General features: G+C 66.5%; 14 protein-coding genes. 6 read left to right on the top strand and 8 right to left on the bottom strand.

The genetic code is table 11. The features are described from left to right. Both FHG66_RS03375 and lpdA read left to right on the top strand, forming a co-directional pair. Positions 1–390, top strand: a complete 390-nt coding sequence (locus tag FHG66_RS03375; protein WP_139075288.1) for an MAPEG family protein — start codon at positions 1–3, stop codon at positions 388–390. A 14-nt stretch (positions 391–404) separates the two neighbouring features. Then, positions 405–1,793 (top strand): dihydrolipoyl dehydrogenase, encoded by a 1,389-nt coding sequence (gene lpdA / locus FHG66_RS03370; RefSeq protein WP_139075287.1) that lies wholly within the window; start codon positions 405–407, stop codon positions 1,791–1,793. 418 nt (positions 1,794–2,211) lie between these two features. Here lpdA and betA read toward each other — a convergent pair whose 3' ends face one another. Genes betA through betI form a run of 4 tightly spaced genes read right to left on the bottom strand, consistent with a single transcriptional unit; the run spans position 2,212 to position 7,430 of the window. Further along, the gene (gene betA / locus FHG66_RS03365; RefSeq protein ID WP_176556124.1) at positions 2,212–3,897 is read right to left on the bottom strand and encodes a choline dehydrogenase; all 1,686 of its coding nucleotides are present in this window, start codon (positions 3,895–3,897) and stop codon (positions 2,212–2,214) included. Between the two features lie 2 nt (positions 3,898–3,899). After that, complete coding sequence (gene betB, locus FHG66_RS03360) at positions 3,900–5,354, bottom strand: betaine-aldehyde dehydrogenase (RefSeq protein ID WP_139075285.1); 1,455 nt, start codon at positions 5,352–5,354, stop codon at positions 3,900–3,902. Position 5,355: 1 nt separating this feature from the next. After that, positions 5,356–6,858, bottom strand: a complete 1,503-nt coding sequence (betC, locus tag FHG66_RS03355; RefSeq protein WP_139075284.1) for a choline-sulfatase — start codon at positions 6,856–6,858, stop codon at positions 5,356–5,358. Then, complete coding sequence (gene betI / locus FHG66_RS03350; RefSeq protein ID WP_139075283.1) at positions 6,855–7,430, bottom strand: choline-binding transcriptional repressor BetI; 576 nt, start codon at positions 7,428–7,430, stop codon at positions 6,855–6,857. Before betI ends, betC begins: the two co-directional genes overlap by 4 nt. A 106-nt stretch (positions 7,431–7,536) precedes the next feature. Here betI and choX point away from each other — a divergent pair, with 106 nt between their 5' ends. The 4 genes from choX to choV are packed head-to-tail and all read left to right on the top strand — an operon-like array spanning position 7,537 to position 11,231. Beyond that, positions 7,537–8,457, top strand: a complete 921-nt coding sequence (choX, locus tag FHG66_RS03345; protein WP_139075282.1) for a choline ABC transporter substrate-binding protein — start codon at positions 7,537–7,539, stop codon at positions 8,455–8,457. A 2-nt stretch (positions 8,458–8,459) separates the two neighbouring features. Beyond that, the gene (locus FHG66_RS03340; RefSeq protein ID WP_139075281.1) at positions 8,460–9,341 is read left to right on the top strand and encodes an alpha/beta fold hydrolase; all 882 of its coding nucleotides are present in this window, start codon (positions 8,460–8,462) and stop codon (positions 9,339–9,341) included. Between the two features lie 40 nt (positions 9,342–9,381). Continuing rightward, positions 9,382–10,215: a choline ABC transporter permease subunit gene (gene choW, locus FHG66_RS03335; protein WP_139075280.1), complete on the top strand. Its 834-nt coding sequence runs from the start codon at positions 9,382–9,384 to the stop codon at positions 10,213–10,215. Further along, on the top strand, positions 10,212–11,231 hold the full coding sequence (choV, locus tag FHG66_RS03330; protein ID WP_139075279.1) for a choline ABC transporter ATP-binding protein: 1,020 nt from the start codon (positions 10,212–10,214) through the stop codon (positions 11,229–11,231). Before choW ends, choV begins: the two co-directional genes overlap by 4 nt. Here choV and FHG66_RS03325 read toward each other — a convergent pair. The 4 genes from FHG66_RS03325 to FHG66_RS03310 all read right to left on the bottom strand — a co-directional run bounded on the left by FHG66_RS03325 (position 11,228) and on the right by FHG66_RS03310 (position 15,570). Then, complete coding sequence (locus tag FHG66_RS03325; protein ID WP_246082440.1) at positions 11,228–12,109, bottom strand: DMT family transporter; 882 nt, start codon at positions 12,107–12,109, stop codon at positions 11,228–11,230. The genes choV and FHG66_RS03325 overlap by 4 nt on opposite strands. Positions 12,110–12,111: 2 nt before the next feature. Further along, positions 12,112–12,861: a YebC/PmpR family DNA-binding transcriptional regulator gene (locus FHG66_RS03320; RefSeq protein WP_139075278.1), complete on the bottom strand. Its 750-nt coding sequence runs from the start codon at positions 12,859–12,861 to the stop codon at positions 12,112–12,114. 80 nt (positions 12,862–12,941) lie between these two features. Beyond that, positions 12,942–14,720 carry an SLC13 family permease gene (locus FHG66_RS03315; RefSeq protein ID WP_139075277.1) on the bottom strand — a complete coding sequence of 593 codons (1,779 nt, stop codon included), beginning with the start codon at positions 14,718–14,720 and terminating at the stop codon, positions 12,942–12,944. A gap of 37 nt (positions 14,721–14,757) precedes the next feature. Then, positions 14,758–15,570, bottom strand: a complete 813-nt coding sequence (locus FHG66_RS03310) for a TIGR00282 family metallophosphoesterase (protein ID WP_139075276.1) — start codon at positions 15,568–15,570, stop codon at positions 14,758–14,760. Positions 15,571–15,574: the final 4 nt, after the last annotated feature.

The raw sequence follows: 15,574 nt of genomic DNA, 5'->3' as shown, positions 1-15,574 counted from the left end.
ATGACGGCGGAACTCACGGCCTTGGCCTTCGCTGCACTCGTCCAGTTCGGGCAACTGGGCGTGTTCGGCTATTTCGTACGCCAGCAGGGCAACATCGACTATCAGGTGTCGAACCGCGACGAGCCTCCGCCTCATCGGGGCCGGGCTGCACGCGCCCAGCGGGCCATGTCGAACCACACCGAGAACTTGATCCTTTTCGCCATAGCGGTCGTTGTGGTGTCGCTGGGCGAAGAGACCAGCCGCCTAACGGCGGTCTGCGCGTGGCTTTATGTGATCGCGCGCGTCCTTTATGTGCCGGCTTACGTCCTCGGCTTGGCCCGGCTCAGGTCGGCCTGTTGGGGCGTGGGCTGGGTTTCGACGCTGCTGATGATCCTGGCAGCCCTTTTCTGACTTGGAGTGAACTGATGGCCACCTACGACCTCATCGTGATCGGCGCGGGCCCGGGTGGCTATGTGTGCGCGATCCGTGCCGCGCAGCTGGGGCTCAAGGTCGGCGTGGCCGAAGGGCGGGCGACCCTGGGCGGCACCTGCCTCAATGTAGGCTGCATCCCCTCAAAGGCGCTTCTTCATGCGACCCACGAACTACACGAGGCGAACCATAACTTTGCCAAGATGGGCCTGATGGTTCAGCCGCCCCAGGTCGACTGGGCCAGAATGCTGTCCTACAAGGACGAGGTCATCGCCGGGAACACCGGCGGGATCGAGTTTCTGTTCAAGAAGAACAAGATCGACTGGATCAAGGGCTTCGCCAGCATCCCGTCCCCCGGCCAGGTCAGGGTCGGCGACGACGTGCACGAGGCTAAGGCCATCGTGATCGCCTCCGGGTCACAGTCCTCCACCCTGCCCGGCGTCACCGTGGACGAGGAGGTCATTATCACCTCGACCGGTGCCCTGACCCTTGGGGCCATCCCCAAGACCCTTGTGGTGATCGGCGCGGGGGTGATCGGGCTGGAGATGGGGTCGGTCTATGCCCGCCTCGGGGCCAAGGTGACGGTGGTGGAATACCTCGACCAGATCACCCCCGGCATGGATGGAGAGGTCGCGAAGCAGTTTCAGCGCATCCTCCAGAAGCAGGGCCTGACCTTCGTCCTGGGCACCGCAGTGCAGGGGGTCGAGCGCACCGCCACCGGCGCGATCGTCGTCCACAAGTCTCGCAAGTCCGAGGAGGAAGCTCGGATCGAGGCCGACGTCGTCCTCGTGGCCACGGGCCGGAAGCCCTATGTCGATGGCTTGGGGCTCGATGCGCTTGGTATTCAGATGACCCAGCGCGGCCAGATCGCCACCGATGCACGCTTCGCCACGAACATCCCGGGTGTCTATGCCATCGGCGATGTTCGCGAAGGTCCCATGCTCGCCCACAAGGCCGAGGACGAGGGCATGGCGATGGCCGAGGTCCTGGCGGGGCAGCATGGCCATGTGAACTATGCCGTGATCCCCTCGGTCATCTACACGACGCCCGAGGTCGCCTCGGTGGGGCTGACCGAGGAGCAACTCAAGGCCGAGGGACGCGCCTACAAGGTCGGCAAGTTCCCCTTCATGGGCAACGCCCGCGCCAAGGCCGTCTTCCAGGCCGATGGCTTCGTCAAGATCCTGGCGGACAAGGCCACAGATCGGATCCTTGGGGCGCATGTCATCGGCCCGATGGCCGGCGATCTGATCCATGAGGTCGCGGTGGCCATGGAGTTCGGTGCAGCGGCCGAGGATCTGGCCCGCACCTGCCACGCTCACCCGACGTTCTCGGAGGCGATGCGCGAGGCGGCTCTGGCCTGCGGCGACGGGGCGATCCACGCCTGAGGCGGACCTGAAGCCGTCAATCGGAGGCAGCGGGCCGGGTCACATCCCTGCCCGCCCCATCACACCCCTGCCTTGTTTCGGCCTGGACCCAGTGGGGGTCGCTTAGCTCCGACCCTCACCTTGCAGCAGTTCGATCTGGAGTGGTCGGTCCCACGTCAGCGGCCGATGCTCCAAATTTATGGACCCGCGGTCCAGAGCGCGAATGGTTCCGCAAATGATAGTGGCGCAAGCCAGTTCGAGGCGACCAAGGTGGGCCGAACGGCACTATGACCTCAGACGTCTGCCACCGGCGCGCTGCAATCTGCAAGCCAGTACTCTGCTCAGCGGGACAGCTTGGAGGCAAGCGAGCCTGCGGATCTGCGCCAAAGACGACGGCTCAGGCCGAGAAACCCAGCGGCCCGAGGAGCTCTGGGCTGAGCTACTCGGCTGCGGCTGCGCTGGGACGGCGCAGGGGCCGCTGCCCTGCGTACCAATCGGGATCGATCCAGGGCTGCCGCTCGTCTCGGGGCAAGGCTTGCCGCCCGAGGATGTGGTCGGCGGCCTTTTCCCCGGTCATGATCGAGGGCGCGTTGAGGTTGCCGTTGGTCACGCGCGGGAAGATGGAACTGTCGGCCACGCGCAGCCCGTCCACCCCGATGACGCGGCATTCCGGGTCCACGACCGTCATGGGATCGTCCACCGCGCCCATCTTGCAGGTCCCGCAGGGATGATAGGCGCTTTCCACATGGTCGCGGATGACCCCGTCGAGCTGTTCGTCGCTCACCACGTCGGCGCTGGGGCTGATCTCGCGGCCTGCGAAGGGCTTGAACGCGTCCTGCCCGAAGATCTCGCGGGTCAGGCGGATGCAGGTCCGGAAGTCGCGCCAGTCCTCCTCGGTGGACATGTAGTTGAACAGGATCCTGGGCGCGGCGGTCGGGTCGGGCGACCGTAGGGTGACAGAGCCGCGCGACGGGGACCGCATCGGTCCCACATGCGCCTGGAATCCATGCCCCTCGGCCGCCGCCCGTCCGTCGTAGCGGACCGCGATAGGCAGGAAATGGAACTGGATGTCGGGATATTCCACCCCGGGTCGCGAGCGGATGAAGGCGCCGGCCTCGAACTGGTTCGAGGCGCCGACGCCGCTGCCGGTGAACAGCCACCGGGCGCCAACCATCGCCTTGCCGTGCAGGCTCCAGTAGCGGAACAGCGACACCGGCTGTGTCGCCGCCTGCTGGACGTAGATCTCCAGATGGTCCTGAAGGTTCTGTCCCACGCCGGGCCGATCCGCCACGACGGGAATGCCCAGGTCCTGCAGGTGCCGTCCGGGCCCGATGCCCGACTGCATCAGGAGCTTGGGGGAGTTGATGGAGGACGACGCCACGATGACCTCGCGCCGCGCCTTGATGGTCTGCACCCCGTTGAAGCTGTCGATCTCCACGCCGACCGCGCGCCCGTTGCGGATCACCACGCGGCGCGCAATGCCGTTCACAAGGTCGCAGTTCACCCGACGCAGGGCGGGACGCAGATAGGCCCAGGCGGCGGACCAGCGGCGGGCGCGCCAGATGGTCGCCTCCATCGGGCCGAACCCTTCCTGCTGGTGGCCGTTCGGATCGTCGGTGAGAGGGTAGCCCGCCTCGTGACCGGCCTTGAGGAAGGCTTGCGCCAACGGGTTGTCCGCCGGACCGCGGGTGACATGCAGCGGACCGTCCTGACCGCGCCATGACGGATCGCCGGTCTGCCCGTGCCAGTTCTCCATGCGCCGGAAGTAAGGCAGCACGTCGGCATAGGACCATCCCGTGGCCCCACTCTCGGCCCAGTGGTCGTAGTCCTTGGCGTGGCCGCGCACATAGACCATGCCGTTGATCGAGGATGACCCGCCGATCACCCGACCCCGGGGGGTGGCCAGCACGCGCCCGCCCAGATGAGGCTCGGGCTCGGTGCGGAAGCCCCAGTCATAGCGGGCCATGTTCATGGGATAGGACAGCGCGGCGGGCATCCGGATGAACGGGCCCCAGTCGGAGCCTCCGGCTTCGATGACCAGCACGGAGCGTCCGGCCTCCGACAGGCGGTACGCGATGGCGCAGCCCGCGCTTCCCGCGCCGACGACGATGTAATCCGCTTCCAACATCAGAAGGGCGCCTCTACGCGGTTCATGCCGACATAGACGGACTTGAGTTGCGAATAGTGCTCGATGGCGGCCTTGCCGTTCTCACGGCCGATCCCGGACCGCTTCATGCCCCCGAACGGGGCCTCCACGGGCGTGAGGTTGTAGGCGTTGATGAAGCAGGTTCCGGCCTCGAACCCGGCCGCGACCCGGTGCCCGCGCGCGAGGTCGCGCGTGAACACCCCGGCGGCAAGCCCGAACTCGGTGGCGTTGGCCCGCGCCAGCACCTCCTCCTCGGTGTCGAAGTCGAGAACGGACATGACCGGCCCGAAGATCTCGTCCCGCGCGATGGCCATGGTGTCGGTCACGTCAGCGAACACCGTGGGTTCGATCCAGAAGCCGGGACGGTCGGGCCGCCCTCCGCCGGCGACCAACCTCGCGCCCTCCTCGATCCCTGTCCGGATGAAGCCTTCGACGATCTCACGCTGGCGCTGGCTGACCATGGGGCCGAAGTTCGTGGCCTCGTCCTGCGGGTCGCCCATGACGACGCCGTCGAGGCGCTCTCTCAGGCGGCTCAGGAAGGCGTCCTTGATCCCGCGCTGGACGAAGACCCGCGTCCCATTGGAGCAGACCTGCCCCGAGGAGTAGAAGTTGCCCAAGATCGCGCCCGACACGGCATTGTCGATGTCGGCGTCCTCGAACACGATCAGCGGCGACTTGCCGCCAAGCTCCAGGGTGACATGCTTCATGCCTCGGGCAGCGGCTTCGTAGACCTTGGTCCCGGTCGGCACCGACCCGGTGATCGACACCTTGGCCACGCGCGGATCGGCGATCAGGGCCGAGCCTACGGCTCCCATGCCCTGCACGACGTTGTAGAGACCCGCCGGGGCCCCCGCCTCGATCAGGATCTCGGCCAACTTCAACGCGCCGAGCGGCGTGGTCTCGGATGGTTTGAACACCATCGCATTGCCGCAAGCGAGCGCCGGGGCCCCCTTCCAGGCGGCGATCTGGGTCGGGTAGTTCCAAGCGCCGATGCCGACGCAGACACCCAGCGGCTCGCGTCGCGTGTAGACGAAGTCGGAGCCGAGCTGGATGTGCTCTCCCGACAGGGTCGCCGCGAGGCCGCCAAGGTATTCGAGCGCGTCCGCCGCGCTCATGGCGTCGGCCACCAGGGTTTCCGACAAGGGCTTGCCGGTGTCGTAGGTTTCCAGCACGGACAGGTCGCGGTTCCGCTCGCGGATGATGTCGGCGGCGCGACGGAGCACCCGCCCCCGCTCCACGCCCCGCAGGGCCGCCCATTCTTTCTGGGCCCGCGCGGCTGAGGCCAAGGCCGCCTCGACCACCGCGGGCGTTGCGGCGTGGACCGTCGCGATGACCTCGCCCGTTGCCGGGTACAGGACGGGGATCGCTTCCCCGGTCGCATCCTCAAGGTACTGGCCGTCCACGAAATGGCTGGCGGCAGGCTGGATCTGGGTCATGTCATTCGCCCCGCGGGAAGCGCTGATTCTCTTCGAGCACGTTGAGGTCCATATGATTTCGCATGTACCGCTCGGACGCCCGCTGGAGCGGTTGGAAGTCCCAAGGGTAATACGACCCGTTTCTTAAGGCCTCGTAGACGACCCAGCGACGGGCTTGGCTTTCGCGCACGGCGGCATCGAAGGCGTTCAGGTCCCAGCGTTCGTCCGCCATGGCACGCAGCCGGCCCAACACCTCGGCCTGCGCCGGATCGCCGGCCAGGTCGGTCAGTTCGTTCGGGTCGGCATCAAGGTCGAACAGCATCTCCGGATCGAGCGCACAGCGAACATATTTCCAGCGCCCATCCCGCAGCCCCACCATCGGCGCTTCGGAGCCTTCGGCGGCGTATTCCATCGGCACCGGCCCGCGCTCTGCCCCGCGGGCGACGGGGACCAGCGAAACGCCGTCCGTCCATGGGATCACGTCATCCATGGAGACGCCTGCAAGGTCGCAGAGCGTCGGGCAGAGGTCGATGGTGCTGACCGGGGTCTCGATGCGACCCGGCTCCAGTCCGGGCGCAGCGATCATCATCGGCACGGCGGCCGAGCCTTCGAAGAAGTTCATCTTGAACCACAGGCCCCGGTCGCCCAGCATGTCACCGTGGTCGGACAGGAAGACGACGATGGCTTCCTGCCGCGTGGCCTCCAGCACCGCCAGGATCTCGCCGATCTTCTCGTCCACATAGGTGATGTTGGCGAAGTAGCCCCGGCGCGCGCGGCGCATCATCTCGGGCGTGATCTCGGAGGACCGCCAGTCGCAGGCGTCCATGAGCCGCTTCGAATGCGGGTCCATAGAGTCGTAGGGGATCGGCGCGACCGGGGGATCGAGGTGCTCGCAATCCTCGTACAGGTCCCAGTACTTGCGCCGGGCCACATAGGGGTCGTGGGGGTGCGTGAAGCTCACCGTCAGACACCAGGGCCGGGGATCGTGGCCGCGCGCCAGGTCATACAGCTTCTGGACGGCCAGATGGGCCACCTCGTCGTCGTACTCGTACTGGTTGGTGATCTCGGCCACGCCCGCGCCCGAAACGGAGCCCAAGTTGTGATACCACCAGTCGATCCGTTCGCCGGGCTTGCGGTAATCCGGCGTCCAGCCGAAATCGGCCGGGTAGATGTCGGTCGTGAGCCGCTGCTCCAGGCCGTGCAACTGGTCGGGGCCGACGAAATGCATCTTGCCCGACAGCGCGGTCTGATAGCCCGCCCGCCGCAGGTGATGGGCAAAGGTCGGTACGGAGGACGTGAACTCGGCCGCGTTGTCATAGACCCCTGTCCGGGACGGCAACTGCCCGGACATGACCGAGGCGCGGGCCGGGGCGCACAGCGGGGAGCCGGTATAGGCATTGGCAAACCGCACGGACCGTTCGGCCAGCTTGCGCAGGTTGGGCGCATGCAGCCAGTTCGCCGGTCCGTCCCGCCACAGCGTCCCGGTCAGCTGGTCCGCCATGAGGATGAGGATGTTGGGCCTCATGCCCCGATCTCGCGGATGACATGGTTCAGCACCAGGTCCGCCGCCGCACGCCGGTCGGGCGTGGTGCCGGCGAGGGCCTGCCTTAGATAGACGCCATCGATCAGTGCCCCGACCCCTTCGGCCACTTCCCCTGCCCGGTCCCCCACCAGAGGCTTCAGGGAATGGACCAGATTGGAATGGAGGCGCTTGCGATACAGCGACAGGAGGCGCCGCGCCTCGGGGGTGGTCTGGGCCTGGACGTAGAAGTTGAGCCAGGCAGCGATGACCTCGCGCCGGAACGACCCTGCGGAAAAGGACGCGCGGACGATCGCCTCGATCCGGGAGCGAGGGGAATCGGCCGTGGCGAGAGCGCCGCGCACCTCGGCCCCGAACAGCGTCAGGACATGGCGCATGGCGGCGACGAAGATCGCTTCCTTTGAGCCGAAATAATGATGCGCCAAGGCCGACGACACCCCGGCCCGCGCGGCGATCTGCGCCACGGTCACCTCAAGCGAGCCGGCCCGCGCGACCTCCTGGATCGTTGCCTTGACGATTGCGGCGCGTCGGATAGGCTCGGCGGCATGACGAGGCATAGCGTTCCCCGGAAAAAGACTTGCCAGGCCGCAATATCGAGTGATTGATTGACTCGTCAATCAAGAAACGGCGGGGCAACACCGCCTGCTAACAGGGAGATATTTGATGACCCTCCGCACGACGCTGAGCGCGATTGCGCTGCTTGCGGCTGCCAGTCCGGCTTTGGCACAGGAGGCCTGCACAGCCGTCAGCCTGTCGGACGTGGGCTGGACCGACATCACTGCCACGACCTCGGCCGCCAAGCAGGTGCTCGAGGGGCTGGGCTACGAAGTCGACGTGCAGGTCCTGTCAGTTCCCGTGACCTTCCAGGCCTTGTCCACCGGCGACCTCGACGTGTTCCTCGGCAACTGGATGCCCTCGCAGCAGAGCGCGATCCAGCCGTATCTGGACGACGGCTCGATCGAGACGGTCGGCGTCAACCTCGAGGGCACCAAGTACAATCTCGCCGTACCCGCCTATCTCTATGATCAAGGCCTCAAGACCTACGAGGATCTGGCGACCTTCCGCGACCAGCTCGACGGCGAGATCTACGGGATCGAGCCCGGCAACGAAGCCAACACCTATCTCATCGGCCTCACCGAGGCCGGCGGCCCCCTGGAAGGCTTCGAGGTGGTCGAATCCTCCGAGCAGGGGATGCTCGCGCAGGTGCGCCGCGCGGTGGATAGCGAGGAGCCGGTGGTCTTTCTGGGCTGGGCGCCGCATCCCATGAACGCCAACTTCCCCCTCCAATACCTCGAAGGCGGCGAAGACTTCTTCGGCGGGCAAGGGAACGTGTACACCGTGACCCGCAAGGGCTTTGCAACGGAATGCCCGAACGTGGCGACGCTGCTCAAGAACATGACGTTCACCTTGCCCATGGAGAACGAGATGATGGGCCTCATCCTCGACGAAGAGCTGGAGCCCGACGAGGCTGTGAAGCAGTGGCTCACCCAGCACCCCGAGATGTTTGATGCTTGGCTCCAGGGCGTGACGACCGTCGATGGCGGCGAGGGACTCGCGGCCGTCCGCTCGGCCATGGGGCTCTGACCATGCGGGTCTGGGGCCCCCTTGCAGCACTTCTGATGGCGGGGGTGCCCCTCCTTGCCGGTCCCCTGCCGTCTCAGGACGATTGGGCCGGCGCGCGGCAGTCAGTCACCACGGCGGACGGCCAACAGCTCAGCTACGTGGAGGTCGATGGAACGGACGGGGTCGTGGACGACCCGCTGATCCTGCTTCACGGCTACACGGACAACAGCCGGAGTTGGTCGCTTCTCGTGCCGCATCTGGGCGGCCGGCACGTCTATGCCGTAGACCTTCGCGGCCACGGCGGATCGGACGCGCCAGCCTGCTGCTACGGGATCGACGCGTTCTCGGGGGACCTGCTGGGCTTCATGGACGCCCTTGGCATCGACCGCGCCGACATCGTCGGGCACTCGCTGGGCTCCATGACCGCCGGAGTCTTTGCCGCCGAGCATCCCGATCGCGTGGACCATCTCGTTCTGGTCAGCACCGCCTTCTCGGTTCCCAAGGGACCGACCGACTGGCTTTGGGACAACGTACCGGCCCTGACCCCGCCCATCGACCCCAACAGCCAGTTCATGCTGGACTGGTATGCCAATCCCACCCCGGTGGACGACGACTTCCTGTCGCGCGAACGCGCCGAGAGCGCCGCCGTGCCGCTCCACGTGTGGACCGGGGTGCTGCGGGCCCTGACCATGACGGACTGGTCCTGGTACGCCCGGCGGATCGAGTCGCCGGTGCTGGTCCTTTGGGGCGATCAGGACGGTTTGTTCGATGCGGGCACCCAGGACTGGGTCCGCGACACGCTGCCCGAGGCGGAGTTCGAGACCTACGCCGGGCACGGACACAACATGTTCTGGGAACGACCCGAGGATGTGGGCGCACGCATCGTCGCATTCCTTGGTGAATGACCCCGATGCACGGGTGATGATACGGTAGAGCGAGGGGCTCATGGACTGGGTGACGCAGAAAATACCCGTAGGCCGTTTCGCCGCCGACTTCTTCGACTGGCTGCAGACACACGGGCAAGTCGTGTTCGACGGGATCGCGGACGTGATCGGGGCGACCATCGACGGCATCATGTGGGCCCTGCAGGCGCCCCACCCTCTTGTCCTGATCGCGATCTTCGTCGGCCTGACCTGGATCCTTCAACGATCCTGGAAGACCTGCCTGCTGGTGCTGCTGGGTTTCCTGTTCATCCTGAACCAGGGCTATTGGGAAGAAACGACCGAAAGCCTGACCTTGGTGCTCACGGCCTGCGCGGTGTGCATGGGGATCGGTGTTCCCATCGGCATCGCGGCGGCGCACAGGCCGCGGCTGTATCAGGCCATGGCACCCGTGCTGGACCTGATGCAGACGCTGCCGACCTTTGTTTACCTCATTCCCGCCATCGTGTTCTTCGGCCTGGGCATGGTGCCCGGTCTCATCGCGACGGTGATCTTCGTCCTCCCTGCCCCCATACGGCTCGCCTATCTCGGCATCGCGTCCACCCCACAGGCGCTTCTGGAAGCCGCCGAAGCCTTTGGGGCCACGCCGCGCCAGAAGCTCTGGAAGGTGGAACTGCCCTTCGCGCTTCCTCAGATCATGGCGGGGCTGAACCAGTCCATCATGCTGTCGCTGTCCATGGTGGTCATCGCGGCGCTGGTGGGGGCGAACGGGCTCGGGGTGCCGGTGGTCCGGGCGCTCAATTCGGTCAACACAGCCCTGGGCTTCGAGTCAGGGTTCATCATCGTGGTGGTCGCCATCATCCTTGATCGCATGCTTCGTGTGAGTCGTCCGCAATGAGCGCTGTCGTCTTCGATCAGGTGAACATCGTCTTCGGCGACCGGCCCGACCGCGCGCTGCCGCTCATGGACCAGGGCCTGAGCCGGTCCGAGATCCAGCAGAGGACCGGACAGGTCCTGGGCGTGCACAACTGCTCGCTCGAGGTGGCCGAGGGCGAGATCCTCGTGCTCATGGGTCTGTCGGGGTCGGGCAAGTCCACGCTGCTCCGCGCCGTGAACGGCCTGAATCCCGTCTGCCGGGGCGAGGTGCGCGTCCGCACCGATGGCGACGTGGTCTCGGTCACCAAGGCCGATCCGCAAACGCTCCGCCGGATTCGCCAGCGCACCGTCGCCATGGTGTTCCAGCAGTTCGGCCTGCTGCCCTGGCGCACCGTCCGCGACAATGTGGGCCTGGGGCTGGAGTTGCGCGGCCAGTCCAAGGCCGAACGGACGGCGCGGGTCGAGGAGGAGTTGCGGCTCGTCAACCTGGGCGACCGGGCAGACGCGCTTGTCGGACAGCTCTCGGGCGGGATGCAGCAGCGCGTGGGACTCGCCCGCGCCTTTGCCACCGACGCGCCTGTCCTTCTGATGGACGAACCCTTCTCGGCTCTCGACCCGCTGATCCGGACGCGGCTTCAGGACGAGCTGCTGGACCTGCAGGCCAAGCGGAACCGCACGATCGTGTTCGTGAGCCATGACCTCGACGAGGCGTTCAAGCTGGGCAACCGCATTGCGATCATGGAGGGGGGACGAATCGTGCAATGCGGAACGCCCCGCGACATCTTCCGCGCACCGGCCACCTCGTATGTGGCCGAGTTCGTGGCCCACATGAACCCCTTGGGCGTGCTGCGGGCGCGCGATGTGATGGTGACGCCGAATGGCCAGCTTCCCCACGGGGAGATCGCGCCGGACGCCGATATCCGCGACGTCATGAGCCAACTGCGCGACGGACCCCTCGCCGTGCGCGAGGACGGGGCCACGCTGGGCCACATCACGGCGGACGGGGTCCTGGCACGGCTGCTCGACCCGCGCGCCTAAGGCTCGGTCACCAGACCCACGCGCCGGGCGACGGCCTCGCGCCAGGTGATGAAGCTGACGGCGGCCATGATGATCGCGCCGCCCAGGATCACCCAGCCATCCACCGGCTCGCCAAAAGCGGCGGCGCCCAGGAGGACGGACCAGACAAGCTGGAGAAACGTCGCGGGCTGCGTCGCGCTGACCGGAGCCGAGGCGAAAGCCAGCGTCATCGTGTAGTGGGCCAAGGTGGCAAGAACCGCGGCCAGGAAGAACCAGCCGATCTCGGCCCAGCCCACCGGCACCCACACCCACAGAGCGAAGGGCAGCAGGCCCAGGGTCACCGTAACCGACAGCATCCCCACGACAACCCCGGCGCTGACCTGACCGGACAAACGCTTGGCGATCAGGTAGCCGCCCGCAAAGAACAGGGCGGTGACAAGCATGGCGAAGTGCCCCGCCTCGACGGCCCGCAAACCCGGTCTCAGGATCACCAGCGCTCCGACCAGTGCCGCTCCGACGGCCACAAGGCGGCGAGCCTCGAATCGCTCGCCCAAGAACAGTGACGCGCCCAGGGTGACGTAGATCGGGTTGAGGTAGTTCATGGCCGTGACCTCCGCGAGCGGGATGCGGGTCATGGCGAAGAACCAGCAGATCACGCCGACGGTGTGAACCACCCCACGCGCCGCGAAAAGGCCAGCCTCGTTCCGGCCAAGGCCGGTCCGCCAAAGTGGCCAGAGCATCGGCACCGCAAACGGCAGCCCCAGGGCGAAACGGAGGAAGGCGGACTGCGCGGCGGGCACGTCGCTTCCGACATGCTTCACCACCGCCGTCATGCCGACGAACAGAAGGCCCGTCACCAGCATCCACAGGATGCCCGCGACAGGCCGGGACTGCGCCATCCTCAGGAGGCCGCGTAGGCCGCCATCACGTCCTCGGACGCATCGACATTTGTGGTGACGTTCTGCACGTCGTCGTCATCCTCGAGCACCTCGATGAGGCGCATCAGCTTCTCGAAGACCTCGCCATCGGCAGGGGCCGTGACCTTGGGCCGCCAAACGAACTTGGCCGTCTCGCTTTCGCCCAGGGACTGCTCCAGCGCCGCGGACACGGTGCCCAGATCGTCCTCACCGGTGGTGATCCAGTGGCCGTCCTCGTCGGATTCGACGTCTTCGGCTCCGGCTTCGAGGGCGGCCATCATGACGGCGTCGGCGTCGCCGACCTCGGGTTTGTAGAAGATCTCGCCCTTTCGCTCGAACTGGAAGGCGACCGAGTTCGTCTCCCCCAGGTTGCCGCCGTTCTTGGTGAACGTGGATCGGACGTTGGACGCGGTTCGGTTGCGGTTGTCGGTCAGCGCCTCGACGATGACGGCCACGCCGCCGGGGCCATAGCCCTCGTAGCGGATCGACTCATAGGCCTCGGCCTCGCCGCCCTGCGACTTCTTGATCGCGCGGTCGATGACGTCCCGCGGCATGGAGTTGGACCGCGCTTCCTTGACCGCCAGACGCAGGCGCGGGTTCTTGTCGGGGTCCGGGTCCCCCATCTTGGCCGCGACCGTTATTTCCTTGGAGAGCTTGGAGAACAGCTTGGACCGCAGCTTGTCCTGCTTGCCCTTGCGGTGCTGGATGTTGGCCCATTTGGAATGGCCGGCCATGGGCTTGTACTCCCGAAAGTTCCGAATGCGAAGGATCGCGCTCCCTTACCCCAGCCGCGCAACGGGGGGCAAGAGTGCGCTCAGAGGTCCCAGATCAGGGGGATCACGAGACTGGCCACAAGGCCCGCCAGGATGTTCAACGGGATGCCCACCTTGAGGAAGTCGCTGAACTTGTAGCCTCCCGGTCCATAGACGAGCAGGTTGCATTGGTAGCCGATCGGCGTGGCGAAGCCGAAGGACGCCCCCATCATCACCGCGATCAGCACGGGCCGCGGATCAAGGTTCAGCGTCTGCGCCAGCCCTATCGCCACCGGAGTGACCACCACCGCCACGGCGTTGTTCGACAGCAGCTCGGTCAGGATGGAACAAAGCGCATAGATGGCGAAGATCGACAGTACCGGTGTCCAGCCCGCCATCAGCGGCGCCACGGCCCCGACGATCAGTTCGACTGCGCCGGAATGCTCCAGGGCCGAGCCGACGGCCAGCATGGCGAAAAGCATCGCCATGAGCCGCCCGTCGATCAGACCAAAGGCCTCGTCCGCGTCGATGCAGCGGGTCACCAGCACCACCGCCACGCCCAGAAGGGCCAGGATCTCGATGGGGGCGACCTCAATGGCGGACAGCCCGACGACGGCGGCCATGGTGGCGATCACGATCGGCGCATGCCCGCGTCGATAGGCGCGCTGCGTCGGATGGGCGATGTCCACGAGGTTCTGGTCCTGCGCGAGACGCTGGATATCCTCGGCCGCGCCTTCCAAAAGCAGGGTGTCGCCGGCCCGGATCACCACGTCGTCGAGATTCGAGCCGAAGTTCCTGTCCCGCCGATGCACCGCAATGACATAGACCCCATAGCGGCGGCGCAGACGCAGGTCCCCCAGGCGCCGCCCCACCATGCGGCAATCAGCGGCGATCAGGGCCTCTACGGTGGTCGTTGCGACCGAGGACAGTTGATCCACCCGGCGCAGCGACTTGTCCTTCTGGAGCGACAGGAGCTCGGCCATGGCGGTCCGCAGGATGATGCGGTCGCCGGCCCGGAGCGTGACCGGCGCGAAGTCCCGACGCAGCGAAGCATCGCCCCGGATCACGTCGATCAAGCGCACCCCCTCCCGCTTGAAGAGCTGCACGTCCAGCACCTCGCGCCCAATCAGGTTGCTGCCTTCGGGGACTACTACTTCGGTGAAGTAACGCATGCGGGACCGGTCGGTCAGGAAATCCGCCATGCTCTTGCGGTCTGGCAACAGCCGCGGCCCGAAGACGGCCAGGTACAAAGCGCCCGCGATGGCCACGGGCAGACCCACCGGGCTCATCTCGAAGATATGGAAGGGCTCCAGCCCAGCATCCCGCGCGACGCCCGCCACGACAAGGTTCGTGGACGTCCCGATCAATGTGATGCAGCCCCCCAGAAGCGTGAGGTAGCTAAGCGGGATCAGCAACTTGGATGGCGACATGGCCATCTGGCGGCTGAGTTGGATGAAGATTGGCAACATCACCACCACGATGGGCGTGTTGTTGACGAAAGCCGAGGTCGCGACGATCCCCGCGCAGATCAGCGCCAGGGTCAGCTTGGGCCGCTGCTCCACATGCTTTGCAGCAAGCGACCCGACGAAGTGCAGCCCTCCGGTCCGTACAAGAGCGCCCACGAGGATCAGCATCGCAGCGATCGTCCATGGGGCGCTGTTGGAGAAGACATCCAGCGTCTCGTCCATGGGCAGGATCCCGAGGATCAGGAGCACGGCGGCACCCACGATGGCCACCACCTCGACGGGGAAACGTTCCCACATGAAGGCGGCGAACATCAGCAACGTGACAATGATGGCCGCCCAGGGCTGCATCTCTGCCGGAACGGCCAGACCGAACATTCAGGGTCTCCTGGAAGAGGGCCGGAGGGTCACGTGGTCAGGGCCGCGCCTCGGCCAGCCGCCCGCCCACGCGCACCGGGACAGCCCGGGTCGCACGGCCGGTCCGGTCTTCGGTTTCGACATAAAGGCCTGACAGGGTGGCTTCGCCCAGCGCCGGCGTGAAGCGGTCGCGGCCCATGCCGGTGATGAACCGGCGCATGGGCTCTTCCTTCTGCATGCCGATGACCGAATCGTAGTCGCCGCACATGCCGGCGTCGGACTGGTAGGCCGTGCCGTTCGCATGGATCACGACGTCAGCAGTAGGCACATGGGTGTGGGTTCCGACCACGACGCTCGCCCGTCCGTCGCAGTAATGGCCCACGGCCATCTTTTCCGAGGTGGCCTCGGCATGGATGTCCACAAGGCTCGCCTGCACGAGGCCACCTCGTGGGTGGGCCCGCAGGACGCCATCGACGGCCGAGAACGGGTCGTCGAAGGGCCGCTTCATGAAGACCTGGCCCAGCACCTGGGTCACGAGGACCTTGCGCCCGCCAGGGGCGTCATACACCCGGTGGCCCCGGCCCGGCGCGCCCTTGGCAAAGTTCAGCGGACGGATGATCCGCTGCTCCTGCTCGATGAAGGGGATCATGTCCTTCTGGTCGAAGGCATGGTCGCCCAGCGTCACCACATCCGCCCCGGCATTCAGCAGGACGCGGGCGTGCTCGGGCGTCAGGCCCATCCCGCCCGACGCGTTCTCGCCGTTGACGACGACGAAGTCGAGCCGCCACTCGGTCCGCAGTTTCGGCAGGCGCTCAGCCACCGCCGCGCGGCCGGACCGGCCCATGACATCGCCCAGGAACAGAAGTCTCATGGCG

It is taken from the genome of Rubellimicrobium rubrum (assembly GCF_006152115.1).
Taxonomy (GTDB): Bacteria; Pseudomonadota; Alphaproteobacteria; order Rhodobacterales; family Rhodobacteraceae; genus Rubellimicrobium; species Rubellimicrobium rubrum.
The sequence above is the reverse complement of the archived record's forward strand: the minus strand, read 5'-3'. Positions and strand labels throughout refer to the sequence as shown.